The organism is Lactobacillus panisapium, from assembly GCF_019469265.1.
Taxonomy (GTDB): domain Bacteria; phylum Bacillota; class Bacilli; order Lactobacillales; family Lactobacillaceae; genus Lactobacillus; species Lactobacillus panisapium.
In genome coordinates, this window is the sequence record NZ_CP048268.1 from 1,344,834 (window position 1) to 1,371,456 (window position 26,623).

Below are 26,623 nucleotides of genomic sequence, written 5' to 3' on the forward strand. Positions count from 1 at the left end.
AATAACAATATTACCTCCTCACCCACCCATCTACTAATTACTTATCGGATAGTGGATTACCTTTAGTATCAGTGGGCGTTTTATTACCAGCTGTACTATCTGTGATTGTCTGATTAGTAAGGTACTTAATCATGTTCGTAAAATTGAAATCTTTTTCATTTGAATAGAACTTTTCATAAAGAAGTAAGTCTGTACCACGGGCTTGTGCATTAAGTGTTAATGCATCGTGTACCACACTTGGATTTTCTGTATCGGTTTGCATGTTTAATTCCCCTGGTACGAAAACGCCCATCGGAAAGCCAAAGTATAGATCAATCTTAGAACGAGTATTCTGGGAGTGAGCAATAACACCGCCGGTAATTGGATTCGACTTACCACTACGCGCGTATCCACCGAACTTGTCTTTTTGTAAACCGGTTAGTAAATCATAAATCTCGTGTGGAATATCGTTTGCTGCTAAAGCAATTGTTGGCTGCTCTGTACCAGTATTAACTTCAGCTACCGCATTTGAGCCATATACACGTGATACTGTTGGGGCTAATCCAGAAATATTAGCTTGCGTTGCACCACGTGAAGAAAGTAAATCAATCTTAAATAATCCCTTTAACTCTTCCCCGGTAACCGGATCAAAAACCTTCCCTTTATCACCATTGTAAGTAAAACCTCCATTGTCTGGGTCCGTCTTTAGTTTTTCGTCAGCATCACACATCCAAACAATGATGTCATCTAAACCTGTAATTTCCATTTAATTTCTCCTTGTAAAAAACAAATCGATCTCTATCCGGCTCTGCTCGTCAAGATAGTGACCGTTATCTGGCTGTCTAAGCCAATCTTTTTGCGTAAAAAAAGACGCGATTGATTTTTCAAAATCCTCTGCATCTATATGACAGTTTTTCGGATAACAGATTTTGACCTGTATCCTAGTTTCTAATTGATTGTAAGTGTTACTACCGTGTTCTGCCGGCAATTGCATAACTTCAGAAACGGCAATTAATGCTTTTGTTTCCGAATTTAATGAACTGGCCGGAATTAAGAATGAATAAGCTTTACCTAAGCCATCAATTCCAGCTGAATTAAGCTCATCAACCACCTGTTTTGCTACGGTCATTTAATCACTTCCTTAAATGCCTTAGCTTCTGCCATTAGAACAGCATTTTTAGATTCTAACTGTGATTTTTCAATGAAGTGCATATTCTTGACTTCTTTAGGACTCATGCCTGCCGTGCCATTGTTAACATACCTAGCCACCATTGCTTGATACTTACTATCAAAACCAACGGTAGTATTGCCTGAGTGAACTTTACCGCTAGTAAAGCCTGGCTTGAAGGTAATTGAATCCCTTAAGTGCTTAGTTTTACGTGGACGCTCATTATGCTTCCAATTTGTGTGACCAACAGATCGTCCCGAGCTGTAATGCTCCGAGCTAACTGGCGTGTTCTTTTTCAGCGCTTCAGCGAATACAGCTGCGCCAGCACCCGTAATCTTGCTTTTCTGTTCAGCAGTTAGATCGTACTTTTTCTCAACTAACTTAAACCAATTATCAAGCTTATCATCAAGGTCATTAGCCATTCGCATCACTCACTTTCGTTAATGTGATTAAATCGTAAGCCGTTGGATTGCGATATGGATCTTGGTTAATATTAGAAACCTGATATAACTCATTGCTGAACTTTGCATGAGTAATACCTGACCAGTTTTCTCTATGATGAACAACAACGATAAAACTTTGAGTTTGATCTAGCCCTGCCATTTGAATTGCTTGATTAGTGGTTAGGCTCCATCGTCCACACAATGTAGGCTTGCCAATCTGCGAAAAATCTCTAGTTGGGACGCCATTAATATCTTCACTATCTTCGATAGTGCCGAATTTAATCGTCTGTGTTAGTCTGTCTGGATTCTGAAGTTGAACCATTTTCTTGCTCCTCTCTAAACACAGCGTAGGCACCACGCATCTGACCAATGATTGCCATAGCGGTAGTGCTTGATGTGGCAGAGCTCGGATGATTAAACAGATTAGCCGCGATTGCAAAACATGCAATCTTATAAAGCGGGGCCACATCCTTTTTCTGATAGAACTTATCACCTTGACCAATTGCATTTTGTACGTAAATTTCTGCCGCAGTTAATGCTGTTTCAATCCTTTTCAGAGATTGCTCATCCAGTAATTCATCATCCGGCAGAAAACCAAGTGTTCTTTTTAGCTCATCATCTACTTTCAAAAAAGTAGTCATGATTACTTACCAGCTGCTGGATTATTAGCAATCACATTTGATGCTTGGTCCTTAATTGTTTTAAACGTACCAATTGCGTAGGCACCATCATCAATTAATTCAACATCAAAACGATCAATTACCCGAATTTTAGTTAAATCACGCTCAAAGGCACCAGCACCTTCTTTAGTTGTCATCAAGGTCATTCTTTGATAATCGAAAAGCGTAATTGCCATCTTAAAATCGCCGTAATAGAGTGGATGAGCACCATTAATATCAGGTAAAAATCTATCAGTAATTACCGTAACGGTATGGCCTTCGATCCTTTTAATATCAGGATTAGTTGGATCTGGTTGGATCAGGTACCGACCTTCAGCATCTTTAACTTTAGATAATACATTAAAGCCAGATTGATTAGTGATAAAGCTTGAAGTTGCTTCAACTAATGGATCAAGTGTATTGTTCTCTAAATCCTTAATGCCATCAAAATCAGTAATTGATACCTTTTTAGGAATCCGCTTAGCAACACCATTATTTAGAACTTCAAGAATCTGACCATTGCGTGTGATTACATCTTTCTTGGCGATCCAGTTTTCGATCCACGCTAAAATATTTTCCGCCGAATCTTTAAGTAAAGTATTAGTAATAGTAGAAATTCCTGCATAGCGGTGAATTACATATTTGACGATAGTCAATTTTGGATCATCATTGTCACCAATTTCAGCTGTTTCGTCGTCCAAATTATCAAATGGTGTGACATCACTTAACTTTTCATAAACACGACTGCCACTTGAAACACTAACGTTTTCAACATTAACCAAACCTTCTAATGAAGTGAACGATCTCTTGAGTGTATTAATTGCAGTTTGAACATCAACAGGAATGGTTAATCCCGCATTTGGACCTTCAGTTTCTGAGCCTTCTGGTAAAACTTTTGAAGTTACCATGTTTTTGAAATCTGAAACAAACTGATTAGTAATTTTCTTAGCTTTTTCAAACGCAACTGCCTTTTCAGATTTTCCAGGATTGTCACCACCTACTGGAGAAGGTGTTTTGAGATTAGTACGTTCTTCATCTAATGCTTTCTGTGCAAAATCTCTAACCTTTATAGCTTGTGTTAATTCGTTTGAAATCTTATTAATCTCTTCATCAGAAAAAGCATCTGGATCTGCCACCATTTTGACAGCCATCTCATTGCGCTTGTTTTGCAATTCTTCAACTTTGCTACCTGCTTCATCTCGAGCGGTAGCTAATGTATTAATATTATTTTCCATTAAATTATTTACCTCCAAACAAAAGACCAAGCTTGTAATTTACAAGTTTGGTCTTATCATCTTTCTTAGTTTCTTCAACTTTTGGTTTTTGATTTTTCCGCTTCTGGCTTTCACCAATAAGCTTTTCAATCTCCAATATTTTTTCTGCCTTAAAATGTGGAATCATCATAGTTGCGTTAAGCATCGGCTTTGCAATGTAGTTTTGCTTAACATTATCATTTTCAAATTCCATAATGCCATCAGCAAAGCCTTCTTGAACCGCTGTTTTGGCATTCATCCAGGTTGTTTTTGCCATTAAATTAAAAATGTCTTGCTCATCTTTGCCCGTTTTGGTTGCATAAGCATTGACAATGTTTTGGTCTAACTCATCAAGTGCCTGCTTACCACTAGCCAAATCATCGGCATTACCAGAAGCATCAGTTGATGCTCGATGAATCATCATCATGGCCATTGGTGACATTAATACATTGTCACCTGCCATCGCAATAATAGATGCAGCTGAATCGGCCTCTCCAACTACATGAACTTCAACGTTACCTTGGTATTGCTTTAAAATCGTATAAATTTCTGCAGCCGAAGAAGTATAACCACCTCTACTATTGATTTCAATAACAACATCATCATTAGTATCATCTAGTTCTTTTTTAATTTTAGCCGGATACACAAAACTAGAATCACCTAGAAAAGATACAAACTCGCCATACATATCATCAATTATTGGCCCTTTGATTTCTATCTTTTTCATTCAATTCACCTCCTTCCTTATCAGCTTTAGGTAGATTGGTTGGTAAATAACCGGTCTGTTTAAGCACAAATGCAGCCTGGTTGCCAGATAATGCATAATTTTTAGATAATCCTGCAATCGTATCAGCAAATGCATCTCCAGTAGCGTCAATAGCTGGTCTAATATCGGCTGTAATAGTAGCGTTCAGCTTCCTGTTTAACTCACTAACTATTGGTTTAACGTAACGATTAAGTGCCTGTGCATATTGACTGCCCATCATTTGGAGGCTTGATTGCTGATCGCCCTGGCCATTCAAATAACTGTCTGGAATACCGTAAACTTTAGCCACCTGCTTGCCGGTCCAATCAACCTGACTCAATAATTGAGCAATATTGGACTTGATTTCCAAAGGCTTGTAATCTTCAAGGTCATCAATAACAATTGGTCCACCATCACTATGATCCAACTGCTTTTTAAATCTTCGGGAACGCGCGGCTCTCATGCGTTCATCAATCTTACCGCCATGTGTAATTGACAAAACGCCATTAGCAGTTACTGACTGCTTTAACGCAGACTTTGTTAAATCGTTAGATGCATCCTTAATGTCCAATTCATTAGCTAATGCTGTAAGTGGCGATACTCCAGTCATACCGCCGTTTTTTGACATCAATCGAATATGAATAACGTCAACTTGCGGTACGTTGCTAAAGGTTCCATAGACCGGTTCATCAAAATTAATGTTGTAGACCAAACCAGAGCCATCTTCTAATAGCATTGGCTGAACTTGTGACGGTCTTAAATATTCCCAGCGCAAATCTACACCATTCTTGTTTCGCCATCGGTAGGCATAAGCATTACCGTCTAAAAGTAACTGTGCAAACATCGATTGCCAAAAAGAAAAACCGTCAGCTGTTTGACTGGGGCTTTTAAGTAATGATTGTGTTCTATCGCTATTAGCATTTAACTGAACAGATGCTAAATCACCTGACAACTGCATAATCAATGAAAAAATATCAGAATTTCTTAACGCTTTATCAGCTGAAACGTAACCATTAGATTTAGCAATTAAAAAATTAACTGCATCCCCGTCTTCACTTAACGAAAATGCTGGTTGTGGAGCAGCTCTCACGTTTTTGGCCGCCCAATTAAAGATTGGCACTAATTATCACTTCCTTTCTTGGGCACAAGCTCGGTCAAATAAGCTGAAATTAATAAGACTAAGCCCAATACAATAAAGCCTGCTATTTGATTAAATAAAAAAGCGCCATACGTAAAGCAGACACACGCAGCCAAATATAAAATGACATCAATTATTTTCCAAATTGATTTAAATAATTTACCAATCATCATCTTCATCTCCTAATAATCCTGAATCAGGATCTTTAAACCACTCTAACACCTGATCTTCAGTCATTCGATCGACTTCAGTAGATTTATCATTAATCAAACCATATTCTTCAAAATGGTTCATCCCTTGATACATCGCATCAATCAGCGCGTCAACCACATCAATTTTAAAAGTAGCCTTATCTTTAACAACTTGAATACCAACTTTATCTTCTTTAATAGAAGCATTGATTAATGCTTTTTCAAGAATTGGATCATTGAAACGAGTTATTTTCCCAGTAATAAAATTTTCTTGTAAAAATTTAGTAGGATTAGTCAATTTAGTTGTAACTTGAGCAACGTCTTGTATTAGCCATCCTGTATTAGAATTTAAACTTTCTATAACGTTTTGTACTTGATAGCTTCCCCAACGATCATATCCCAAAAAAATAACCTTTAAATTATGTTGTTCAACGTAATTTAAAAGCCATCGATAAACTTGTTCGGGATTAATAACCCCCTTTGGATGAGCTGTTATTGAACAATATTCTGGAAACTCACGATAAGCAATGCCGTCTTGCCTTTCTTTAGCTTCAAGTGATCCAGCTTGTTGCCATGGTATAAAACTATGCTGTGCCACATGCCACCGTGGTTGACCTTCGCTGTTTTGATAAGGATAAACAAATCCAATTGCTGTATTATCAGAAAACATCGAATAATCCAATCCGATGTAGACTTGGCGATCGTCAATATTAAAATCATCATCAATGGCGTTTTCGATATCTTTTAAATTTAGAAAGCTGGCAGTTGATTGTTTAGTCCAAACATTCATTGATTTATTTTGATATTTAACCAAGTCGCCCGACATTAAGGCATCATCACGTTCATTTTGCAAATCAAGCCTAAGCTTTTCTCGCTTTTCTGGCATTCCTAATAAGGGATTGCTCTTTTCCCATGTTTCAGGGGAATATATTTCATTCTCATCATCTTGCGACCAATTTAAAACTAAATAAGTATCACCATTTCTTTCAAAATCCTTCTCCATTGCGTGAATGATATTTTTTTCATCTTTTCTAAACGGTACTGTTGGATTTTCATACGCTGTAGAAATTTGGATAAATTGCTTATTGGAAACATCAACTTGCCCAGAGGTAATTCTTGAAATTTTGTCAGTAGTATCAACTTTCGGATCAGCAAACTCATCACCAATAGCTGTCTTATAATGGTTAGTATCATATTGGCCAGATTCATAAGTCACAGCAACAATCTTATTAAAAGTTTTGGGCGAAACCACAATTTCTGATTGAGATGCTAATGATTTTTGATTTATCCCTAAATCTTCAATTAAGCTTTGAAAAGGTGGTTTAGTTGATAAATTGATAAGCATCTGTTTTACATAGCTCATCAATTTACTAGTTTGCTTTGCATTTATTGAACTAACTAAAAAATCCTGGCTTGATTCGCCAAGACTCTCTATTAGATAACTGTAAATTGTAATTATAGACATTAGATAGGTTTTACCATTGTGACGAGCTACCGATACAATAGCTCTAGTAAATCTCTTATCATCAATTTGATTTCTCCACCCTATGAGCATTGATAAAACAAATTTCTGCCACGCCATTAATTTAACAGGCTTCTTTGTTTTAACTTCTGGACAAACAGAAGCAAATTTTAAAATTTTTTGAACTTCTTCAATCGAATAATGATAAGGAAAGTCTTGTTTTTTTTGTCTTTGCAAATCTCTAAGGTGCCTAAAACAAGCTAACTTAATATCATAGCCTGCTTGTATTTTTTTATCTAAAACATCAAAGCAATATTTGGTTCCGGGATCAGTATAATCATTTTTTATCTCTGTCCAGTCAATAGACTGATAAGCCCCATCTACATCATGAGTCTGTGTTAAATCGATTTTCATTACTTAAAAAACTCCTTTAATTGATCGTCGACAGATTCCTCATTCTTATCATTCGGAGAATTAAGTTCCATCATTTGCGACCTGGCCTTAGGGCTTAATCCTAGCTCTCTACCAATTTGATTCATTTTCGAAAGAGAGTCCGACATCATCTGATAAGCCGGATTTTTACGGTAGCCTGAAAAATCTCTGCTGACCACACTACCATCTAATGGACTAACGGCGGTTTTGTAAACCGCTTGTTGAATTCCGTGTTCTTGAATGTCAGCGTATGCAATTCGATAAATATCGTATGCAGAGCAGTATTCTTGGACTAAATATTCATCTGCCCGGATTATTTTAGAATTTTTATTTAAATAAGCTGCTATTTTCGGATATAAAACTTTGCCATATTTTCCAAGCCACTTTGGCGATGTTTCAGGCACTTTCGATACTGTTAAATCAACCTTTGTCAGTTTGACCCCCCCTTTCAAAAAATATTAAAAAAGTGTCCGTCTCATAAGCGAACACCACTTGTTGCGGCTCCTCGCCAACCGTTGATGGGGGCGGGGATGAAAATTATTTTTGCGTTTTTATTCTGTCACTTAGCTCGGCAATTAATTTCAAATCAGTTAGTGGTGGATTATTTGTTGCCTTAGCATGCAACCCAGTGCCATAGTATTTTTCTTCAAATCTTGTTTTCCAATAGTGACAGTTAGAACAACACGTAACCAGATTGTCGATGTCTTTCATTTGATTAGGAAATAATTCAACCGGCAAAACGTGGTCAACGATATTTCCTTCTCTAATTACACCACGTGCTTTACAATACTGACACATGTGATAATCTCTTTCGAATACTATCTTACGAAACCTTTGCCATTGCCTAGTGTGATAGAACTTATTCTGTTTAGCCTTAGTTTCATTGCGATAGCGTGTAACATGGTTGTATTTCCAACGTGACTCTTTTGATTGTGGAGTTGAATATCGATGCTCGAACTTTGCCCGTTCTTGTCGATACTCTTCTTCTTTAGCAATATGCTTTGCACAATAATGATTCGGAACAAATGCTGGAGCTTTGCATCCAAAAACACGACAGTTTCTAATCCTTGGCACCTTTGATCACCCCAACGATAAAAGTAATCACGAACCATATTGCTTTGCCAAATGCCCACAGATTAAGTATTGCAACCGTGAATGGCCAGATGTTACTGCTCAATGCATTCCAAATATTGTTGAACATACTTAATTAACCTCCACATGTCTTTATTAACTTTACGCCAGTCATTTTCAATCTTGCGTTTATCTTTTCTATATCTATTGATCATTGCTTTTTCATTCGAGTTCATTGCTTTCTCCTAACAAAAAATATCCCACAGCATTCTTGCCGTGAGATATTTAAGAACGTGTCAGGAATCGCACCTGATGCCAATAGGTCTAGTCCTTTCATTAATATAACTTGACTGCCGTATCAGTAACTATTCACGCTCATATTCTGGCACCAGGATTCGAACCTAGTTTCAACCATTGCCAGAACTCTTTTAAGAAGGATTAAAAATTTAAAAACTGTTAATAGCTATCAAGAATTATTTTTTTCTTGATGATACTAATATAGCACTCGCAATCCCCGATCAGTCACCGACTTTTCCCCGACTTTCATCCGATTTTTTAAAAACCTTGAGTTCAGGGAAATTAACATCATAGTATATCTTGAATGTGTCTATTGTATCGGCAAATTGACATAATGCGTAACGTTTTAAGTCATCATATCTAGAGTCACTATATTGAACCTTATCAGCAACCTTCCAGTTTTCTAGTTCATCTATATATAATGATTTTAATATCGTTCTAAAAGGTTGCCGTGAACTATCAAAGCAAGCATCGATTGCGTGATAGATAGCTTTGCATTTATCTTGTGCTTCAAAAATTGAAGCCATCTTATGTTCAGCACTGTTACCTCCATGCGCTGAGATACCAGTGATATCAAGCTGCGGACTGCTAAGATCAGTACGATGATAACCAGCTCTTACCAGATATTGCGGAAAATTATATTTAAAAAACTTTCGCACTTTTTCAGCTGTTTGGTATTGATCTATATCAATCATGTAGAAATCAACATTGCCCACAGTCCACAGTCCCTTCTATTGCTTGGTGTAAATATTTCTGTCAATGATATAATGATCATCTTTTTTTAAGTTACACCAATGAAAATATCCTTTGGCTTCTTTTAACTCATAACCCATAGCTCTTAATGCTTTTTGAGTATTAGTAAAATTACTGCAACAAGATAAACTCATTATTTTGAATTTACTTAAACCCAAACTATATACTTTAAATTCATTTCCAATAGCTACATATTTAAATCTTGGCAATGTTTTTAACTTATAATTAGATTTAATTTTTCTAACCTTAGCATAAGAAGATTGAGTTAATTGAGCTGTTTCATAAATGCTATAACCCTTTTTTAAATACTCGATTATTTTTTCTTCTTTAAAATCATTGTAAGTAAAATTGGTTCGTTTAGCGTGCTTAATATGTAACTTTAATCTTATTGATTTTAAAATTGCATTATTTTCAGAAACATTGCTCATTGATCCATATTCGTCTTCTAGTTTATGGATTAAATTATACGGGATATCCATAACCTACTAACCCCCCATCTACTATCATTAATGCATCTTTCGTACTGCGTGCTATACCATGTATCACATTGTGACTGTTCAAAAAATTATGAAAAATAATCTGCTCCGGTCGCGGTTTCCCAGTTGCTGATTTAACTTCGATATAGAATACTTGATCATCAACCCAACGAAAACCATATAGATCGGGATGTCCCTTTGGTAATCCGGTATCAAACCACCTGCCATTTTCCATTAACACTTTCCCGACATTAGTACGGAAAACAGTACATCTGTGCATTGATAATTCACGCATTATTTGTTTTTGAATTTCGTGTTCACTAGGCATTTCTATCACCCAGAATTAATTTGATTTCGTCCGAATTATAAATACGGTTAAAGGGATAATTCCATAAAAATTCTGTTAGCTCGGAACCAGTAAATTTACACTGCTTAATTACACCTTTAGCTAAATCAACTAGGGCATATGTTCCGTCTTGATTATCAACAATCATTAAATATTCCGAATCTTTTCCGATTAATTGATTAGTCCTAATTATTGAGCCGGCTTTAATTTTAGGATTATCTTTTGTTATAATTTTCATCTTTTACCAACCCCAGCTAGTCCACCACATGAAATGTTCAATAGCACCTGCACCAATAACTGCTATAAAGCCAATGGCAATTAACGTAATTGCGATAATTTGCTTAATCTTTGTATACTCTCCAAAAAAAATATCTAAAATTAATACGCCTAAAACACCTGTTATTAAGCCAATAATTGGTAATACAATAATTGCTATTTTCATTTTAGGCATTACCTTTTAAGATTAGTTTTGCACTATTACCAGAATAGACATGTCCTTCGTCCATTCTGACCAGATCGTTTATTTTGCTTAAAGACGGGTAAGTATTCATGAATATCTCGCCAGTTTCTATATTTACTAGATAATAGCGGTAATTATTGTGGCTTACGAGATAGTATTCTGTTATACCAGTCCAATTGTTAAAATGATTACTTTCCAAAGCTACTATATCACCGGGCTTAACTTTGATTTTTTTATTATTTTCAGCTTCAATCTCCATTATTTACACCTTCATTGATTCCTAATCACTTCTACCCAATCTTCATTGGGTAACCCGAACCGCTCTCCATCTTTCAATTGATAACTGTCTGGCACGTGACCTACATAGGTTCGCTTGCCGTTCTTGTCAATTTTCCACACTGCTTTTGCCATAACTTTTGTCTCACATTCTATCTTCTACAAACATGATTGCTATTTCCGTCAGTAAATTTCGATATTCTTCAATAGATTTGCACTGTTTACGTTTGTCGAAAATCCTATTGCAATTAGGACATGATCTGTTATTTTCCATTGCTGCACCTCACGGCATTTCTGTCTAAACTCTTTATCATTGATCATCTTCATCATCCCAAACAACATCACGTTCTTCTTCCATGTATTTCTGCAATGCTTCATAGTCTGCTTCTGAAACGATTAAAGTATCATATCCTTCAATATCAATAAAATATTCAACTAAAGCTTACTGTACATTTATTCTTTGACCAAAATATTCCAATTTTGTATCGTCAAAGGAGTAAATTTTTCCATCTTCTAAATCCTTAACAGTAATTGTTTTCTTATTTCTAATTTTCATCGTCATTTGCTCCTAATTTATCCATTAAATACTCGTATTTTTCTTTGCTTATCAGAATGTTTACATCTTCATCTGATAAAACCGTTTTAATCATTGCTGAATATTTATATTCATCACTTTCAAAAGGGTTAAAACACAGCTGTCTAATATTTTTTACAAAAAAGGGAACCTCCTGTTCGCCACAAAAACTTCCAAATGCTTTTCCAATAACAATTTCTTTATCATTTTTAATTTTCATTGTTTTTACCTCTTAAAGTTACGCTTAGGTAACAGTAACTGTTACCTATTTTTTTCTTACTCTCACAATGGATTAGAATATTTTTATTTGTAGGTAACAGTAAAATCGTCAAAAACTTTAAAAGGCATAATAATATAAATAAAAAGTTTTACTAATATTTACTGTTATACTGTTACCAAAGCTTGTATTTACTACTCTCCCAGGGCTCTAGATCGGTAACAGTTACTGTTACCTTACTGTTACCTACTGTTACTTTTCAAATCCTCTTGTTACTTTTCCATTTATCTTTTTCAATGCACTCGTATTAAAGCCCAAATGCTCCATGTAGTATCTGATGTCACGTGTTTGCTTACTGTTTTTAGATAACGCATCATAATCTTTGAATAGTGCAAAAGATAAATCCCTGTTTGAAATAAAATCTTGGTCCTTAAATTTATTTTCTAAGACATCCATTAAGTTATCTTCCAAGCCAGATGTATATCTGAATTCTTCACGGTTTGCTTTTAGCAATGCTTCTTGCTTAGGAGTAAATCTGAATGGATCTTTAGCATTTTTACAGAGCCATACAGCTTCGCCCCACAACTGCTGCACCACCTCGGGCGTTAATTCGCTCACGGGGTTTTTAGTCTGTTTTTCGGGATGCGCATAGATTGATAGGAAACGCCGATCGCCTGAGCGGTCTTTCAGGTGACGCACTTCATTGGTTGTCCGCGTGATAACGAATTTTTTCTTGAAGTGAACAGGCTTATGACCGTACGGTTTGCGGTATTCGAAATCTTGCATCGTGATGAATTTTTTAATTTCTTCAAAGCTCGCATCATTACTGGCAGTCATTTCATCATCATTCACAATCAAGGCATTTTTCATAACTTCGAAATCATCTTTCTTCGTGAAGGTATTGAATTGGTCCGTATACAATCCTAGCGGTGCAATATTTTTCAAAATTGAAGTCTTACCGACACCTTGGCCACCTACCAGGTCTAGCACGTAATCGAATTTAGTGTCTGCGTTATAAACTTTTGCTACAGCACCCATAAAGAAAACGCGAGTAATTAATGTGGTGGTTTCATTTTTATCTGCTCCCAGAAATTCAACAAAGAATTTATCTAGCCGGCGTTTTTTATCCCATTTTTTGTAAGCGTCATTCATATAATCAATCAAAGGATTGTAAGAATGCATGTATGCCACATTGTCGACTGCTTGTTCAATGATGGCATTTTTGAAATTTGCATTACCATATTTAGATTGTGATTCAATGTATAATTCGATTGAATTAGTGACCTGATCAGTGTATTGCCCTTTTGGAATTATTGTTTTACCAATTTCAGGAAGTTTGATTTCTGCTGTTTCTACCACATCTACTTCGGTAGTAAATTCATTTAAGCGAAAAAGATTTTTCAGATTAGGGTCTTTGAGTAAGATTAAGACAACATTTTTGACACTAGTCGTTTTGATTGAACCGTTGTTTTGATGGTCTAAATCAATCGTGTTGTCGCGTAATTTATCAGCGTTTTTCTCGTTAATATCAATAACGTCACTCATTCAATCCCCCTTCTTGCTATTTCTTTATCTATCATTGAATTTACTGTTCGTTCAACTTCATTTAACGGCAAGCTATCTGTCGTATTTGTGTTTGCAATTACCGCAAGCTTAGCTGCTACATCTGGATCAACTCCGCGGTACAAAAGGCCGCCTACAAAACTTGCTAAAGCCTTATTTCTCTGACCATCATCACCGAGACCATTGGCAACAGTTTCGAACAGGTGTGTTGTCTGTGTCTTGCTCGCAATTTTGTAACTTAATATTTTTCGCTTTTCTGGTTTGGCTTTCTCTTTGATTAACGCCAGCAACCCTTCTGGTGCTGGTCGGATAATGTCATGATTAAGCCATTTATAATGCTTGCCGTTAATCTGGCTAGGTGCCACCACCACGTAATTGTTTTCGTGGGCTTTCAGGTCAACCCCTGGTAAGAAACCGATGTTTTGCGCAATGGTTTCATTTTTTGGCTTTTGAAAAAAGAAGTGAAAGCCATCATGTGCAGTTTTTTCAGTTAACGTGTTTTTGAACCACTCGTTATGACCTAATTGCTTGATTGCATCCATGCCGTCAACATCACCGTGCCGGTCAACGTCAATCACGAAAAACTTATCTGTTTTAAGAGCTATGTTAGCGAGTGGATAGCGTTGCCAGACCCGTTTGATTTCATCTTCAGTAAGTGGTGGTCGATTGGCAAACTTAATTAATGGTCGTTTGGTCGCGCCGATTGGTATTACAGAAAATCCATGTGAAGCATAACTAATTGCGTAATTTACTAGATTTTCTAGTGTCATGATTAATCATCAGAATTATCATCTAGAAACGGTTCTTCTGGCATCTCAGCTTCCAATTTGTTAAGTAAGTCTTCGCTAATACTGTAAACATTGCCATTTTTAGTAATTACGCGACATTGTGTTATCTTACTTCCATCAGATTGCTTATGTTCGGCTTTGTAAATGTCCAAAATGTCATTAACCGTAAATTCGTCATTTAATTCATCAATTAATTCCATCTGGCTTGATTCAAGGTAAACTCTAATCGCACCTTCTGATACTTTACTTAGACTATCTAACGATAGATTACTGCTTGTTGTTTTAATCTGGATGGTAGTTTCATTATTTTTGGTTTTAAAGTTATCAACATTACCATCAAATTCAATCTGTTTTCCGTTCATTTTAGTTACCTCACTATTTATTAGTACCAAACGTCATGGCTTGTTCCTATTGTATAAATAGGCTGTCCATTGTAATCACTACAGATTTCTAATCCGCCTTCATCTCTAGCAACAGCTTCCCAATACTTTTTGTTTTCTAAATAAGCTGATTCCAAAATTTGATTCATTTTAATTACCTCCTAAATTTAAAATGGTAAGTCATCATCATTAATATCAACGGTGTCGCCGGTTCCATTAAATGGGTCTTTCGCATCGGCTACTTTTGGTTGTTCGTGTTTCGCAAATTCATAATTCCTGAACGGATACTGTGGATTTTTCTTATTTGGCGCTGAAGTAATAGTCATTTCTAATACTCTTCCAAGCGCAGGCTGGAATGCTTTAGCTAAAGCTTCATAAGCATCTGATTCGTTTTCAAAGTCAAAGCAACTATTAGGAATTGGATTGTTTACCATTTCGCCAATAATCTGTAGCATTGAAATGTTTCGTGCAATAACCGAATCTGGCATTTTCTTCCCGTCAGATTTTGTCTGTGCGAGTGATGGAAAAATTGTTTCGCGCTTACCTTCTTGTTCACCTTCTACTACTGAAAAACCAAGCACTAAGTAATCACGATCACCTTTAACGCTGTGCGTTGCACCGTCTAATGACATGGTATAAGTGCCATCGGGTATTTTGGCAAAGGCGTTGAATTCCTTGCCTTCCTTGGGATCGAAACCGTTCTTCTTTAATTCATTTACTGCATCTCTTAAACTCATTATTTAACCTCCATTAATTTTCCGTTTTCATAAAATGCGAATTCATCAAAACTGAAATTAGTTAATTTTTTAACCTTTTCAATTGCTTCATTTAAATCATCAAATTCAAGTGCAGCTTTTTTATTGTCTGTAAAAATAGGCTCGAATGCTCCGCTTGTGCTTTTATAAGTTCCAACTATCCATCCACGGTTAATCTTGTTTTTAATTGTTACTGTCATTGCTATACCTATCCTTTTTGGTATTTAAACAGTCTATTTGATCAACTAGCTGCATTAGTTCGCTTTTAACAAACCACATATCTTTATATGTGATGTCTTTACATGTGCTATAATCTGAACTCCCAAACAATGCAACATCAGATCCGGGTACAACGTCATCATAATGTGCACAATCAAAGCCAATCTGCCATTTTCCTTCTTTGGTAGGCTCTGCAAAGGTGATTCCGCCATGAACTTCTAAGTTTTGAATTTCTTTTTCAAACCATTCTTTGCCATAAAGCTTGTTATCCCTTTCAAGCGTTATATAGCCGCAAAGATGCAATAAGGACAATGATGGTCTTTTAATTTCGCATAGGTAATTTTTATATTTGAATTTTAAATAATCCGGTTCATCGCCAGGGTTATTAACATTTTTCCATTTGTCTTTTGGAAAGGTACCGTAGAACTCGTTTTCCTGTAATTGATAGTCATCAGACACATAATTTACAAAAGATGGTCGGCCGACTTCATTAATTTTCCATAATGCTTTACTCATTTTTTTGGCTCCTCCTTGAATATTCCGCTACATGTTTCTAGCAATTTCAAAATTCTATGATCTGTAATGTTCTTGGGGTCGTATTGTGTTCTTAGGCTCTTAACTTCGCGGTAATATGTGGCATTAACACCATCACCAACCTTTTTAGCTCTGATTTCAACATCGCAGTTACCGTTAACTACGTTGAAATACTTGGTTTTTAATGAAGGGTGGTAAGTAGTTACACCAGTGTTATCATCTGTAATTGCAATTTCGCGACTGATGTAGATAATGTTCATTGGTAATGCTTTAAGATCCATGACTAACTGTTGTAATGCTGTGTTAAATAGTGCATAGCCTTTGCCGTAAGCAATATCTCCTAATGACTTCACACCATTTTCCCAACAAATTGCTTGTTCAAGCATGACGATGATATCGTCAATTACGTCAACAACGACTGTTTTGAATTGCTCTTCCGGCTTTCGTTGCTCATTTTCGGTTTGTAAAGCAAGGATAATCTCATCCAATTGGTCAGTAACCAATTGGGTAGGCTTGCCATTCTTGTCGCGTAAATTTCTAATCTGGAAAGCTGGTGCAGTCCCTTGATCACTGTTTCCGTCAGTATTTAGAATAATTGGTTTTGGGAAGAAGCTAGCAAAGTAGCTCTTACCAACCATTGGAGCACCCCATACGAAGAAATAGTGTGGTTGTGCCTTTGGTACTAATTTTTGCGGTTTTGGTAAAACGATCATTTTTTAATCATTCCTTTCATTTTCATTTGATAATAAATCCAGCCGGATTTATATCCATGCAGCTCTGCATAAGCACTGAATTCAGCTGGTGAATTAAGTTCACTAACTTTTTTATTGGCGACTTTTTTAAGTAAGTCACTATGTATAATTTTTGATATTAATTTCTTGCGATTTTTAGCTTCTACTAAATCAATGTCAGTAACTTCTTTTTCTTGATGGATTTTAATTTCATTGCCACATAATGGGCACTTACCATCTTTAACTTCACTAGTCTTAACTACCGCGAAACAGTAGTCGCATGTGATGATTGCCATTGTCGGCTCGTCACTAGTTTTCGGCACCGACTTGGTGCCACTGATAACGGCTTGTTTCCAATCGCGATCATCGTCTGGATAACCGAACTTTTGAACATTGTTAGCGTGGTCAATGATGATTGCAGTCTTGCCAGGTCTTGGATTTAAACACCTCATTGAAAACTGTAAAAACAGTGCTAATGATGTGGTTGGTCTAGCCATGATTACGCAATCAACATTGGGTAAGTCGACACCTTCAGTGAAAAGATTAACGTTAACTAGTATCTTTAGCTTCTGGTTTCTGAAATCGGAAACTACTGCATCCCTTTCGACTGTTGGCGTATTACCATCAACTTCTTTTGCAGTAATTCCTGCCTCATTAAATTCTTTAGCAACTCGTATAGCAGAGTCTATTGAATAGGTGTAGACAACTGCTTGCATGCCATTGGCGATACGTTTGTACTGCTTAACGATGTGACCGTATATTTTGGACGACATAGCTTCATCCATTGACTTATTAGAATAATCTCCTGTAGAATTTCGTTTAAGCAATTTTGCATTAAAATCATTAGGCGGTTGAAAATATCTGAATGGAGCTAGAAAGCCCTTATCCGTTAATTCGTGAATTGATTGACCAATAATGATATCGTCAGCAACTTCATCCAACTGGCGTTGACCCGTTCTTCTTGGCGTTGCAGTAAAAAACAATACATAAGCACTTTCAAACTTATTTAATATTTTTTGATAACTAGTGGCTAAAGCGTGGTGTCCTTCATCAATTAGGATTAATTGCGGTTCAGGTAACTTATCCACTCGTCGGCAAATCGTTTGCACTAAACCCATCGTTGCTAATTCAGGATTAACATTTTGCTTTTTAAATGTTGCTTTAGCTTGGTCTAGAACTTCTTTTCGGTGAATGATAAACATCACTCGGTTATTCTTAGCAGTTGTCCGTCTAGCAATCTCTGCCATAACCACTGTCTTACCAGTTCGTGGCGGTGACTGTACGATTATATGATGGTGGCCAGTCTGCATTGAGTTGGTAATTCGCTTAATTAGATCGTTTTGATATGGTCGTAGTTCGTACATCATATTTCGTCGTATATATTGGCCAGCTTTAAACCAGCTTCAGTTAATCCTTCAACATCATCGTTATTGATCATACTTGCAAAATCTGATCCCTCCATTTTTAAACTAAGCTCTTTAATTATGTCTTCCGTATTTAAGCCCAGCTGGTTTATTAGGGCAATTAATAAAAGTCCTATACAACCTTTTTTGCCTTTTTCGGGTAAAGCTTTTTCTCCTAATTCCACGTTTAATGATGGTTCTAATAAACAGAATGCCATCTTAGCAATTTTTGCTATTCGCTCTGTATCAATCTCACCGCGAATGTATGGTACTGAAACATTAAAGTAATCAGCGAGATATTTCCACATAATCTCAGTTGGATTGCTTATTGAATTCTCCCATCTTGAAAACGTTGCAGCAGTGATTCCTTTGATATTATTTTTGGCTAAGTAATTATTTAATGATGAAACCAATTTATTCTGTGATAAACCCGCCTTGTTTCTTAATTCTTTAAGTCTGTTCATGTTCATGCCTTCTTTATAAATTGTCATAAAAATCAATTAACTTTTTGGCATCTTCAATGTCTTTTTCAAAGTTGTTCTCTGGACAGCCATCAGTAACATCAGACAAGTACTGCTTAGTTTTAAAACGATTTACTGCAGGATCTGAATCAGATTTACCTAATATTTTTTCGGTTTTGTCGACAATTTTTTCATATTCTTCACTAATGTTTAGATTTAATTGTTGAAGTAAAAGTAGCATTAGCTTACAAGCTATAGTCGTGTCATCTTCATCGTATCCAGTGAACAGATCATTCTTGTTTAAATAAACATCGAAAGAAGCAGCATGAGTTAGAAAAATCATCTTAGCGATTTTTGCTATTAGTTCTGTATCAATCTCGCCACGCGCATAAGGAACAGATACATTGAAGTAATCAGCTAACTTTTCCCAAATTTCTTTGTTTGGAGTTCTTTCATTATTTTCATAATTACTAATCGCCTGGCGAGTAAGACCTGTTACTTTTGCTAAATCATCTTGGCTAAGACCATGCTTGATTCTTAATTCCTTAATTCTATTTCCAAAACTATTACTATTAAGTCCCATTAAGTAGCTAGTGGAAACATTGAAATAGTCTGCCAATTTTTGCCATGTTTCAATCTTTGGTTGTCTCTTTCCATTTTCATAAAAGCTTACGGCTTGATTACTAATGCCGGTTTCTCCCGCAAGTTCAGTCTGACTGAGTCCATGGCTTTTTCTCAGTTCTTTTATCCTATTCATACTGACCACCTCAACTAATTACAGTCTTACGATTAGGTTCGAGATGCGCTCCCGGAATATTGACACCGTCTTTTAAATCGCTATATAGCTTGCGCTTGTCGATTGATAAGACTTCTTTTTTAACGTGATAGTCATCTGGCAATTTACTTTCATCAGAAATGATTGTTTTCTGCCGATAGTTACGTGGCTTTAAGATGTAATGTTCAGTTTTGACCTGCTTAAGCCCTGCATCGTCAATTACTTCAGTCATGTAATTAAGCAGATTGGTTTTTTGATTTTCAAAATGTCGTTTCTGTTCAGTCAATTGCTTGATTTTATTAGTTAAAAAATCAATATCCGCTGAATCACGTTCAATTAATCCGGCTAAGCCATCAAGTTTTGCATCCCTAGTTAATGCTAGAGAGTCTAGTGTGTCTTTTAACATTTCAGGATCAAGATCATCCTTATCTGCAATCTGTTTGATTGCATCATTTATTTCAAACAGTTTCATTATATAAATCACCTAGACTTTCTCCGTCGTATGCTTCAATAACTAGCTCATCAAGTTCATCATCTTCAATTCCAAGAAGCAAACTTTCAAAAAAATCGCACGTATCAAAATCGAGTTCTTTGCATAGCTTGTTCAATGATCCATTCAGAACTTTTAGTCGATGAACTAGAAAATCTTCGCTACTTTTATAGCAACTATTACCACAGACCAAAGTAATTACCGATCCTTCTGGATCGTGTAACAGAATTGCATTCGGATCTTCTCGAGCTATCTTACGAAGCTCTTCATCATCATTAATCTGTTTAATAGCTTCATTTCGCTCTTTTCCTTCTTTAACTTTCATGTGTTATAATTCTCCTTAGATATGTTTTATTTTTGAGTCCGACTGCAATCGGGCTCTTTTTATGTTCCGGGCAGAAATTCCGGCTGTGAGAGAACATAGATCGCTCCGACTAGCCCAGCAATCACTGCTAGCAATGAGATTGTTAATGACCTTCTGGTGGTCAGATGCACGTCTGTGTATTCGTTTAAAAAATGCTGCCATGTGCTTAATATCCTTTCTATTAAGGTAGTTTTGCGTTCCAATCTATTTCACCTCGATGTGTTTCCATCCATTCCGCAGCTGGCTTTTCAAAAATAAAAGTTTTGCTCCCTTCATCACTTTTCCTTGGATTTACTACCCAGCCGCCATTTTTAAAATCCACTTCGGGAAACTCGTCAAAAATGAATAGCCGAATCCATGGCATTGCTTTACCACCACAATATTTCTGAGCGAATTCTTTCATTTTGATAGTTTTTCCCTCGGTGCTTTTTGCTGGAGCGTAGCCACGTTTCTTCATGATTTCATCAACAGCTGTGGTAAGTATGTTTAGTGGAATTGGTAATTCAATAGTGTCAGTCATTGTTTATTCACCTCCTTTCGGTTAAATATCTCCAGATTCTTTAACCAGTTCTTCCAGACCCTCTAGCTTATGGAACAGGTTCTGTTCAATTTGCTTTTTATAGAGTTCAATCATTTTTGACTTGAAAGCTGACCACTCTTCAGTTTGTTTAACTTTCGAGAATAATTGATTGGCTCCACTGTCATCGGTGGATAGACTTTCAAAGTCCTTTGCAAAGCATTGCTCTGCTTCTTCATTAATCTGGTCGATTAACCAATCTTTATCCATTGTGTTTTCCTTTCTAGCTGTTCAGTAAATTAATAATTGAAATTATTAACGCGACAACTGCAATTGCTAACGCAAATTCGTGCATTGCTTTCTCCTTAAATGAAATTATTTGATATCCAAAAAATTGTAAATTTTTCTTCGAATTCTAATAAACCTTTTTCCTGGATATCCATTAATTGCTTGACTTACCTGAGCTTCATTTTCGCGAATTTTTTTCGACAATTCTGCTTGAGTCATATTTCTTTTAAAAAGTGCAATTTTTATTTGCTGTTCAATTTCACCAGTAATAGATTGCAACTTTTCTTCTGTAGGCATAAGTTCCGCCACCTTTCTAAACGTATAAAGATATATGTAAATTAATATGTAAATATTTCTATAAACAATTGACAAAACTGCGTAAGAATGCGAATATATAGGTACAACAAATAAGGCAAAAAATGTTTCCCCAAACTTTTTATAGTCTTTTTTTGCAAGCACCGTAGTATTACGGCTTATTTTTCTTACAAATTTTTTTATTTGTTTTGTTAATTGTTTACAGCTTTAATATACGTAAGTTTACATAAAAAGTCAAGCGTAAACTTACATATTTTTAAATGCGCTTTTAGGAGTATTGATATGACAGCGTTTGATAACATAAAAAAGATTGCTAATGAACATGGATTATCATTAATTGAAGTTAATGATAAAGCTGGCTTAGGTACAAGAACTATTTATAGATGGAAATATAACGAGCCAACTTTAGAAAATCTAAAAAAAGTTGCCAAAGTTTTACATGTTACAGTTAATGATTTGTTAACAGACCATACAAATAAAATTAACTCAACAATTAATTCAGCACACAAAGCTAAGTTCCATTTTGACCAAGCTCGGGATAAAAGTACTCAAATTGTCCATCAATATCCTCAAGGCGGTAGTCCTCTGCAACCTCTAAATGATGATGATATTGAAAAAATTAAAAAGTTAGAACCTCACAACTATCAAATTAGGGTACCAATATTAGGAAAGATAGCATGTGGTGAACCTATATTTGCTGAAGAAAATATTGTAGGTTATAGGGATCTAACTTTTGATCACGAGCCAGACGGTACCCTGTTTCTTTTAAAATGCCAAGGTCATAGTATGGAACCATTAATTCCAGATGGCTCATTGGTTACAATTAGACGGCAACTGATGGTTGAAAATGGAGAATTAGCTGCCGTCTTAATAGGTGATGAAGCTACGATCAAAAGAGTTAAGTTTAATAAAGGTAATATTATTTTAATTCCGGAAAATAAAGATTATGAACCGATAATTCTTGACGAGAAAAATCCTGGTACAATTATTGGTAAAGTAATCCATGTCGATTATGATATCAGTTAGATAGTATTGTCCATAACACCAGCGACATTAAACCTATGGCAGATTTTTGAAAGGTAAACTGTTATGAAATTTAAAAAGTTAATGGCAGCAGGAGTTGCTACACTAACATTATTAGCCACCAGTGCGAACGTGGTTAGTGCTCATGCTGTAGGTACAGTAGTTTTATTAAATGCTAATATGCCAGCATATAATGCTAAGGGCAAAAAAATCAAAAAAGCACGTCCTTTTGCTAAGGGCGATTTATACAAAATTCTTGGTACAAAAAAAATAAAAGGAAAAAAATTTTATCGCTTAACAAAGAAGAAATATATAATTGCTAAGGATTCTAAGTTGATAGATGACCGTACTATTCCACCTGAGAGACCTGCAAAAGAGCCTTGGCAGTCCAAACACCTAGTTGATACTCTGCCAAGTTTAAGCGATCAAGTAAAGAAAGCTTTATCACTACAAGGTGAAGATAGACTCGAAGCAGATAAGGAAATAGCAAGTCAGCTTGGTATGTTGAATAAAAATGGTGATATTGAAATAGATCAAGCCACTTTTGAAAAAGGAATACAGAAATATACGCAATCTGACGACTCAGCAAAGAATTGGATCGAAAATCCTTCACAGCAATCTATAAAAGATCATGATCAACAAATGAAGGATGAAGCCAATAAATTTGGAGATTTTATAAATAATAAACAGTAACGCAAAAAAGCCTTTAAGAACTCGTCTGGAAAACTAATTCTTAAAGGCTTAATGAAAGTGACTTCGGGCTCACGCCTTTCGTCTACCCTATTTTAGCATATAATAAGGAGTTTAAAAATGGCTGTATACAAGCGTGGTAATAGCTGGACTGTGCAAGTTTCTTGGTATATTACTGACCCTGATACTAAATCCGGGAAAAAGAAAAAATATAAAACCAAAGGTGGCTTTAAAACTAAAGCCCAAGCTAAAAAATGGGAAAATGAACAGATTTTAGCAAAAAATAAAAATAATATTACAAATGAAAATCCAGTTTTTGCTGATTATTTTTGGAAATGGGCAATGACGTATCGCATCCCTGGCAAAACAGATGGTACCAAAAGAAGATATACTTATATTAGCAATGTGGTTAAAAAATATTTTGGTACTATTAGAATAAATGATATTAATCGCTCTGTATATCAAAATTTCATCAATGAATATGGTAAAAATCATTCTAAAGTAACCATTAAAAAGTTAAATGGTATTCTAAAATCATGCGTTTCAGATGCACATGAAGAAGGTATTATTCCACAAAATTTTACTAATCGAATTAACGAAGTCTGGAATGAAACAAGGGCACGACACATTGAATATTTGTCAATTAAAGAAATTCAGTCTTTACTTAAGGCTACCCAAAGTAGTCTAAATCGAAAGCATACGACTCCTTATGCGATTTTAACTGCAATAGAGACAGGTATGAGGGCAGGCGAAATTTTGGCTCTTAAATGGTCCGATATTGACGAGAAAAAGCAAACTATTAAAATTAGCAAGTCATATGATTACATATCTAAAAAAATTAAGCCGCCTAAAAATGAAAGCTCTAAGAGAGTAATCTATGTTTCAAAATCTTTATTAAATACCTTAAACGAACTTAAAGAAAATAACCAAGAATTTATTTTCGCAAAATTAAATGGTGAACTACCTACTGACAACGCTCTAAATAAGGCTCTGAGATATCGTTTGAAAGAAGCAAATATTTCTAAGAAAGGTTTTCATTTTCACAGCTTGCGACATTGCCACGTTGCTTATTTAGTTGCTCACCACGTGGATTGGTATGAAATTAGTAAACGGTTAGGTCATTCTAATATTGGAATTACCATGGATACTTATTCATACATGATTGACGAAATGAAGGCTACACAGCAAAAAATACTCGCAAATGCGCTTGATTCAATGAATGAGTCACAGAAATTACACTTAGCGTAGTTTGGCTAACATTTGGCTAACATAAACGTCTGAGAATACTGATATAATTGTATTTTTACGGATTATTAAATGATCACCCGGATCATTATTTTTAGTTAAGACAAGTTTTACTAGATAGTGAAACTTGTCTTTTTCTTTGCTTAGCTTAATAGTCTGTCCAAATTTATTTCGATAAAAAGTAGCTATAGCAAAAAAACAGCTGTCATTATTAAGATAACAGCTGCTTTAATTACTGGAAGTTCGGTTACTCATCTTTTTGAAATTTAGCCAGAATAGCCTTTTGGCGATGAGAACTAACCCGGTAATAAGCCGAAAATAATCCAGCAAATGTAAATACAATAACGGAGCCAATAAGCCACCAGCCAAAATGAACTAAATGAAATTCCTCCAAGAATTCATCAAGTGAGCAGATCATTTTAAACCAACCGCCAAGACCAACAAAATACCATGCTGTTGCTTTATTAGTAAAGCTAATTGCAGTCTGAAAATCATTATCATCTTTGATGATTGTTTTCAAAACTTTTTGGGCACGACTTTTTTCAAAATGAATTTTTAAATTTGGCATTATCCAATACCACGGAGATATTTTGGCAATGGATTTACTAGAGTTATCGAAATCCTTAACGAAACGCTTATAATCGGAAAGCTCCATTAACCCCTGGTTTAACGGGAATGAAAATAACAGCCAATCACCAATTAGGCTGATACAGTTAATAAACAAAGAAAAAATAATCACCCTTCTTTAAAATTTATTGTGCTAAAAATAACATGAAATTAGTATTTTGAATCAATTTTACTCTTTCAAAATTACTAAAGTTTATTATAGCCAAACAAATTAGGTGACGGGTAAAAATCATTTTTATTCTAGCAAGTGGTAGTTAGTAATAACTTATTTAAAAGCAAAAAAGCTGTCTCAACTAAATTTGAAAACACATAATATTTTAGTTGAGACAACTTTTATTAAGCACGTAATAATTGATCCACAATCAGTCAATTATTGTTTGCCATTATATTCATTTTTAAACTTCTTTAACATCGCTTTTTGCCGCTTTTGGCTCACCCGGTAATAACCTGAAAACAATCCGGTAAAGGTTAAAAGAATTGTGCCACCAATTAACCACCATACACTGTATAAATGTACTTCATTGAAGAAATCATACAAAGATGAAATCATCTTAAACCAACCACCGAGAGATACAAAGTACCACGCAGTCGTCTTGTCAATGAAGCTCATTGCTGTCCGAAAGTCTTCGTCATCTTTTACAAACTCACGTAAAATCTTTACCGCACGTTTTTTCTCAAGGTGAATCTTCCAGATCGGCGCAAACCAATAAATAGGTGAAATTTTGGCTTCAGTCTTACTAGACTGGTCAAATTCTTTTAAGAAACGATCATAATCATAGAGCTCCATCAGCCCTTGATATAAAGGAAACGCAAAAAGTAACCAGTCACCTAATAAACTTAGAAAATTAATAAATTCAGAAATTTTAATCACTTCTTTGGAAAAACTTGAGTACTTTGGAAGATCCCAAATACCTCCTAATTACGTTAAAACAAATTTTAGATTATTTTTCAATATCTATGTCTGATCAATATTCAGTACTTAATTTACTCAAATTAAAACATTGCGGCGTTTTCAATGATATAAATATTCGATTAATGAAAAAGATAATAAAATACTTCCATGATAAAATAACAAAATAGCTATTTTACTTTTCCCTATTTCAACATGATTCATCTTTAGTCTACTTCTACACCAGACTTTTAGCAATTGACGAATAACCTAAGTTAATGCACTATAATTAATAATTTGTTTTGATTATCATCCCCTTTAAATATTTTACAATTATAACATGAATACTGCCTAATCAAATCTTTTTTAATATATAATTAAGATATAAATTTTTAATAATTAGCTTGAATTATCGAAAGTTTCAAGCCTTTTTTAATAATTTTTCTCTTCAAACTTGCTTTTTTATTTTTTCTTTAGTATGATATTGCTTAAATATTTATGAGAGGTTTACTATTATGACGACATTGAAGAAATTCACTCAACCGCAAGTTAAATATTATTTTTGGTACTTTAGCTATTTGATCTGAGTGCCTATTCGTTGTTATCTTAGCACACAGTTCAATTAA

The 26,623-nt window shown here is 35.3% G+C and carries 41 protein-coding genes; 3 read left to right on the forward strand and 38 right to left on the reverse strand.

Annotated elements, in window-relative coordinates:
* Nucleotides 1-37: 37 nt before the first annotated feature.
* From GYM71_RS06345 to GYM71_RS06520, 36 genes are all read right to left on the reverse strand, one after another.
* Complete coding sequence (locus GYM71_RS06345; RefSeq protein ID WP_220219858.1) at nt 38-745, reverse strand: phage tail protein; 708 nt, start codon at nt 743-745, stop codon at nt 38-40.
* Nucleotides 746-1,108, reverse strand: coding sequence for a DUF806 family protein (locus tag GYM71_RS06350; protein ID WP_220219859.1), 363 nt, complete (start codon nt 1,106-1,108; stop codon nt 746-748).
* A complete protein-coding gene (locus GYM71_RS06355; RefSeq protein ID WP_220219860.1) occupies nt 1,105-1,569 on the reverse strand; it encodes an HK97-gp10 family putative phage morphogenesis protein in 465 nt (154 codons plus the stop codon). The genes GYM71_RS06350 and GYM71_RS06355 overlap by 4 nt, the downstream gene beginning before the upstream one ends.
* Nucleotides 1,562-1,912, reverse strand: a complete 351-nt coding sequence (locus GYM71_RS06360; protein ID WP_220219861.1) for a head-tail adaptor protein — start codon at nt 1,910-1,912, stop codon at nt 1,562-1,564. Before GYM71_RS06360 ends, GYM71_RS06355 begins: the two co-directional genes overlap by 8 nt.
* The gene (locus tag GYM71_RS06365) at nt 1,869-2,231 is read right to left on the reverse strand and encodes a head-tail connector protein (RefSeq protein WP_220219862.1); all 363 of its coding nucleotides are present in this window, start codon (nt 2,229-2,231) and stop codon (nt 1,869-1,871) included. Before GYM71_RS06365 ends, GYM71_RS06360 begins: the two co-directional genes overlap by 44 nt.
* Before the next feature lie 2 nt (nt 2,232-2,233).
* Entirely contained in the window at nt 2,234-3,484 is a 1,251-nt protein-coding gene (locus GYM71_RS06370; RefSeq protein WP_220219863.1) for a phage major capsid protein, read from the reverse strand.
* A gap of 4 nt (nt 3,485-3,488) precedes the next feature.
* Nucleotides 3,489-4,229 (reverse strand): head maturation protease, ClpP-related, encoded by a 741-nt coding sequence (locus GYM71_RS06375; protein WP_220219864.1) that lies wholly within the window; start codon nt 4,227-4,229, stop codon nt 3,489-3,491.
* Nucleotides 4,195-5,367 carry a phage portal protein gene (locus tag GYM71_RS06380; RefSeq protein ID WP_244986806.1) on the reverse strand — a complete coding sequence of 391 codons (1,173 nt, stop codon included), beginning with the start codon at nt 5,365-5,367 and terminating at the stop codon, nt 4,195-4,197. The genes GYM71_RS06375 and GYM71_RS06380 overlap by 35 nt, the downstream gene beginning before the upstream one ends.
* Nucleotides 5,367-5,558 carry a DUF1056 family protein gene (locus tag GYM71_RS06385; protein ID WP_220219865.1) on the reverse strand — a complete coding sequence of 64 codons (192 nt, stop codon included), beginning with the start codon at nt 5,556-5,558 and terminating at the stop codon, nt 5,367-5,369. The genes GYM71_RS06380 and GYM71_RS06385 overlap by 1 nt, the downstream gene beginning before the upstream one ends.
* Nucleotides 5,545-7,452 (reverse strand): terminase large subunit, encoded by a 1,908-nt coding sequence (locus GYM71_RS06390; RefSeq protein ID WP_220219866.1) that lies wholly within the window; start codon nt 7,450-7,452, stop codon nt 5,545-5,547. Before GYM71_RS06390 ends, GYM71_RS06385 begins: the two co-directional genes overlap by 14 nt.
* On the reverse strand, nt 7,452-7,904 hold the full coding sequence (locus GYM71_RS06395) for a phage terminase small subunit P27 family (RefSeq protein WP_220221191.1): 453 nt from the start codon (nt 7,902-7,904) through the stop codon (nt 7,452-7,454). The genes GYM71_RS06390 and GYM71_RS06395 overlap by 1 nt, the downstream gene beginning before the upstream one ends.
* Before the next feature lie 103 nt (nt 7,905-8,007).
* The gene (locus tag GYM71_RS06400) at nt 8,008-8,544 is read right to left on the reverse strand and encodes an HNH endonuclease (RefSeq protein ID WP_220219867.1); all 537 of its coding nucleotides are present in this window, start codon (nt 8,542-8,544) and stop codon (nt 8,008-8,010) included.
* 92 nt (nt 8,545-8,636) lie between these two features.
* Nucleotides 8,637-8,777, reverse strand: coding sequence for a hypothetical protein (locus GYM71_RS06405; protein WP_220219868.1), 141 nt, complete (start codon nt 8,775-8,777; stop codon nt 8,637-8,639).
* A gap of 282 nt (nt 8,778-9,059) precedes the next feature.
* A complete protein-coding gene (locus GYM71_RS06410; RefSeq protein ID WP_220219869.1) occupies nt 9,060-9,554 on the reverse strand; it encodes an ArpU family phage packaging/lysis transcriptional regulator in 495 nt (164 codons plus the stop codon).
* Between the two features lie 15 nt (nt 9,555-9,569).
* Complete coding sequence (locus GYM71_RS06415; RefSeq protein WP_220219870.1) at nt 9,570-10,070, reverse strand: hypothetical protein; 501 nt, start codon at nt 10,068-10,070, stop codon at nt 9,570-9,572.
* Nucleotides 10,054-10,395: a VRR-NUC domain-containing protein gene (locus GYM71_RS06420; RefSeq protein WP_220219871.1), complete on the reverse strand. Its 342-nt coding sequence runs from the start codon at nt 10,393-10,395 to the stop codon at nt 10,054-10,056. Before GYM71_RS06420 ends, GYM71_RS06415 begins: the two co-directional genes overlap by 17 nt.
* The gene (locus tag GYM71_RS06425) at nt 10,388-10,651 is read right to left on the reverse strand and encodes a hypothetical protein (protein WP_220219872.1); all 264 of its coding nucleotides are present in this window, start codon (nt 10,649-10,651) and stop codon (nt 10,388-10,390) included. Before GYM71_RS06425 ends, GYM71_RS06420 begins: the two co-directional genes overlap by 8 nt.
* Before the next feature lie 3 nt (nt 10,652-10,654).
* Complete coding sequence (locus GYM71_RS06430; protein ID WP_220219873.1) at nt 10,655-10,855, reverse strand: hypothetical protein; 201 nt, start codon at nt 10,853-10,855, stop codon at nt 10,655-10,657.
* Between the two features lies 1 nt (nt 10,856).
* A complete protein-coding gene (locus GYM71_RS06435) occupies nt 10,857-11,132 on the reverse strand; it encodes a hypothetical protein (protein ID WP_220219874.1) in 276 nt (91 codons plus the stop codon).
* 562 nt (nt 11,133-11,694) lie between these two features.
* Complete coding sequence (locus GYM71_RS06440) at nt 11,695-11,943, reverse strand: hypothetical protein (protein WP_220219875.1); 249 nt, start codon at nt 11,941-11,943, stop codon at nt 11,695-11,697.
* 249 nt (nt 11,944-12,192) lie between these two features.
* Nucleotides 12,193-13,485, reverse strand: a complete 1,293-nt coding sequence (locus tag GYM71_RS06445) for a virulence-associated E family protein (RefSeq protein ID WP_220219876.1) — start codon at nt 13,483-13,485, stop codon at nt 12,193-12,195.
* Nucleotides 13,482-14,273, reverse strand: a complete 792-nt coding sequence (locus tag GYM71_RS06450) for a bifunctional DNA primase/polymerase (protein WP_220219877.1) — start codon at nt 14,271-14,273, stop codon at nt 13,482-13,484. The genes GYM71_RS06445 and GYM71_RS06450 overlap by 4 nt, the downstream gene beginning before the upstream one ends.
* 2 nt (nt 14,274-14,275) lie before the next feature.
* Entirely contained in the window at nt 14,276-14,653 is a 378-nt protein-coding gene (locus GYM71_RS06455; protein ID WP_220219878.1) for a hypothetical protein, read from the reverse strand.
* 20 nt (nt 14,654-14,673) lie between these two features.
* The gene (locus GYM71_RS06460) at nt 14,674-14,820 is read right to left on the reverse strand and encodes a hypothetical protein (protein WP_220219879.1); all 147 of its coding nucleotides are present in this window, start codon (nt 14,818-14,820) and stop codon (nt 14,674-14,676) included.
* An 18-nt stretch (nt 14,821-14,838) separates the two neighbouring features.
* Nucleotides 14,839-15,408: a single-stranded DNA-binding protein gene (locus tag GYM71_RS06465; protein WP_220219880.1), complete on the reverse strand. Its 570-nt coding sequence runs from the start codon at nt 15,406-15,408 to the stop codon at nt 14,839-14,841.
* A complete protein-coding gene (locus tag GYM71_RS06470; RefSeq protein ID WP_220219881.1) occupies nt 15,408-15,626 on the reverse strand; it encodes a hypothetical protein in 219 nt (72 codons plus the stop codon). The genes GYM71_RS06465 and GYM71_RS06470 overlap by 1 nt, the downstream gene beginning before the upstream one ends.
* Entirely contained in the window at nt 15,610-16,161 is a 552-nt protein-coding gene (locus GYM71_RS06475) for a hypothetical protein (protein ID WP_220219882.1), read from the reverse strand. The genes GYM71_RS06470 and GYM71_RS06475 overlap by 17 nt, the downstream gene beginning before the upstream one ends.
* On the reverse strand, nt 16,158-16,892 hold the full coding sequence (locus GYM71_RS06480; protein ID WP_220219883.1) for an AAA family ATPase: 735 nt from the start codon (nt 16,890-16,892) through the stop codon (nt 16,158-16,160). Before GYM71_RS06480 ends, GYM71_RS06475 begins: the two co-directional genes overlap by 4 nt.
* Complete coding sequence (locus GYM71_RS06485) at nt 16,889-18,277, reverse strand: DEAD/DEAH box helicase (RefSeq protein ID WP_336511382.1); 1,389 nt, start codon at nt 18,275-18,277, stop codon at nt 16,889-16,891. The genes GYM71_RS06480 and GYM71_RS06485 overlap by 4 nt, the downstream gene beginning before the upstream one ends.
* Nucleotides 18,274-18,777: a helix-turn-helix domain-containing protein gene (locus tag GYM71_RS06490; RefSeq protein ID WP_220219884.1), complete on the reverse strand. Its 504-nt coding sequence runs from the start codon at nt 18,775-18,777 to the stop codon at nt 18,274-18,276. The genes GYM71_RS06485 and GYM71_RS06490 overlap by 4 nt, the downstream gene beginning before the upstream one ends.
* 13 nt (nt 18,778-18,790) lie before the next feature.
* Entirely contained in the window at nt 18,791-19,531 is a 741-nt protein-coding gene (locus GYM71_RS06495) for a helix-turn-helix domain-containing protein (protein WP_220219885.1), read from the reverse strand.
* A gap of 10 nt (nt 19,532-19,541) precedes the next feature.
* Complete coding sequence (locus GYM71_RS06500) at nt 19,542-20,021, reverse strand: siphovirus Gp157 family protein (RefSeq protein ID WP_220219886.1); 480 nt, start codon at nt 20,019-20,021, stop codon at nt 19,542-19,544.
* Nucleotides 20,008-20,364 carry a hypothetical protein gene (locus GYM71_RS06505; protein ID WP_220219887.1) on the reverse strand — a complete coding sequence of 119 codons (357 nt, stop codon included), beginning with the start codon at nt 20,362-20,364 and terminating at the stop codon, nt 20,008-20,010. Before GYM71_RS06505 ends, GYM71_RS06500 begins: the two co-directional genes overlap by 14 nt.
* A 220-nt stretch (nt 20,365-20,584) precedes the next feature.
* Entirely contained in the window at nt 20,585-20,923 is a 339-nt protein-coding gene (locus GYM71_RS06510; protein ID WP_220219888.1) for a DUF771 domain-containing protein, read from the reverse strand.
* 21 nt (nt 20,924-20,944) lie between these two features.
* The gene (locus GYM71_RS06515) at nt 20,945-21,190 is read right to left on the reverse strand and encodes a hypothetical protein (RefSeq protein WP_220219889.1); all 246 of its coding nucleotides are present in this window, start codon (nt 21,188-21,190) and stop codon (nt 20,945-20,947) included.
* Between the two features lie 105 nt (nt 21,191-21,295).
* A complete protein-coding gene (locus GYM71_RS06520; protein ID WP_220219890.1) occupies nt 21,296-21,505 on the reverse strand; it encodes a transcriptional regulator in 210 nt (69 codons plus the stop codon).
* 300 nt (nt 21,506-21,805) lie between these two features.
* Between GYM71_RS06520 and GYM71_RS06525 the strand changes: the two genes are divergently transcribed.
* The 3 genes from GYM71_RS06525 (at nt 21,806) to GYM71_RS06535 (ending at nt 24,484) form a co-directional block, all read left to right on the forward strand.
* The gene (locus GYM71_RS06525; RefSeq protein ID WP_220219891.1) at nt 21,806-22,549 is read left to right on the forward strand and encodes a helix-turn-helix domain-containing protein; all 744 of its coding nucleotides are present in this window, start codon (nt 21,806-21,808) and stop codon (nt 22,547-22,549) included.
* Between the two features lie 63 nt (nt 22,550-22,612).
* On the forward strand, nt 22,613-23,239 hold the full coding sequence (locus tag GYM71_RS06530; RefSeq protein WP_220219892.1) for an SLAP domain-containing protein: 627 nt from the start codon (nt 22,613-22,615) through the stop codon (nt 23,237-23,239).
* A gap of 117 nt (nt 23,240-23,356) precedes the next feature.
* A complete protein-coding gene (locus tag GYM71_RS06535; protein WP_220219893.1) occupies nt 23,357-24,484 on the forward strand; it encodes a tyrosine-type recombinase/integrase in 1,128 nt (375 codons plus the stop codon).
* A gap of 244 nt (nt 24,485-24,728) precedes the next feature.
* Here the strand turns inward: GYM71_RS06535 and GYM71_RS06540 are convergent, their stop codons facing one another.
* Both GYM71_RS06540 and GYM71_RS06545 read right to left on the reverse strand, forming a co-directional pair.
* Nucleotides 24,729-25,049 (reverse strand): hypothetical protein, encoded by a 321-nt coding sequence (locus GYM71_RS06540; RefSeq protein WP_220219894.1) that lies wholly within the window; start codon nt 25,047-25,049, stop codon nt 24,729-24,731.
* Between the two features lie 429 nt (nt 25,050-25,478).
* A complete protein-coding gene (locus GYM71_RS06545; RefSeq protein ID WP_103751828.1) occupies nt 25,479-25,979 on the reverse strand; it encodes a hypothetical protein in 501 nt (166 codons plus the stop codon).
* Between the last annotated feature and the right edge of the window lie 644 nt (nt 25,980-26,623).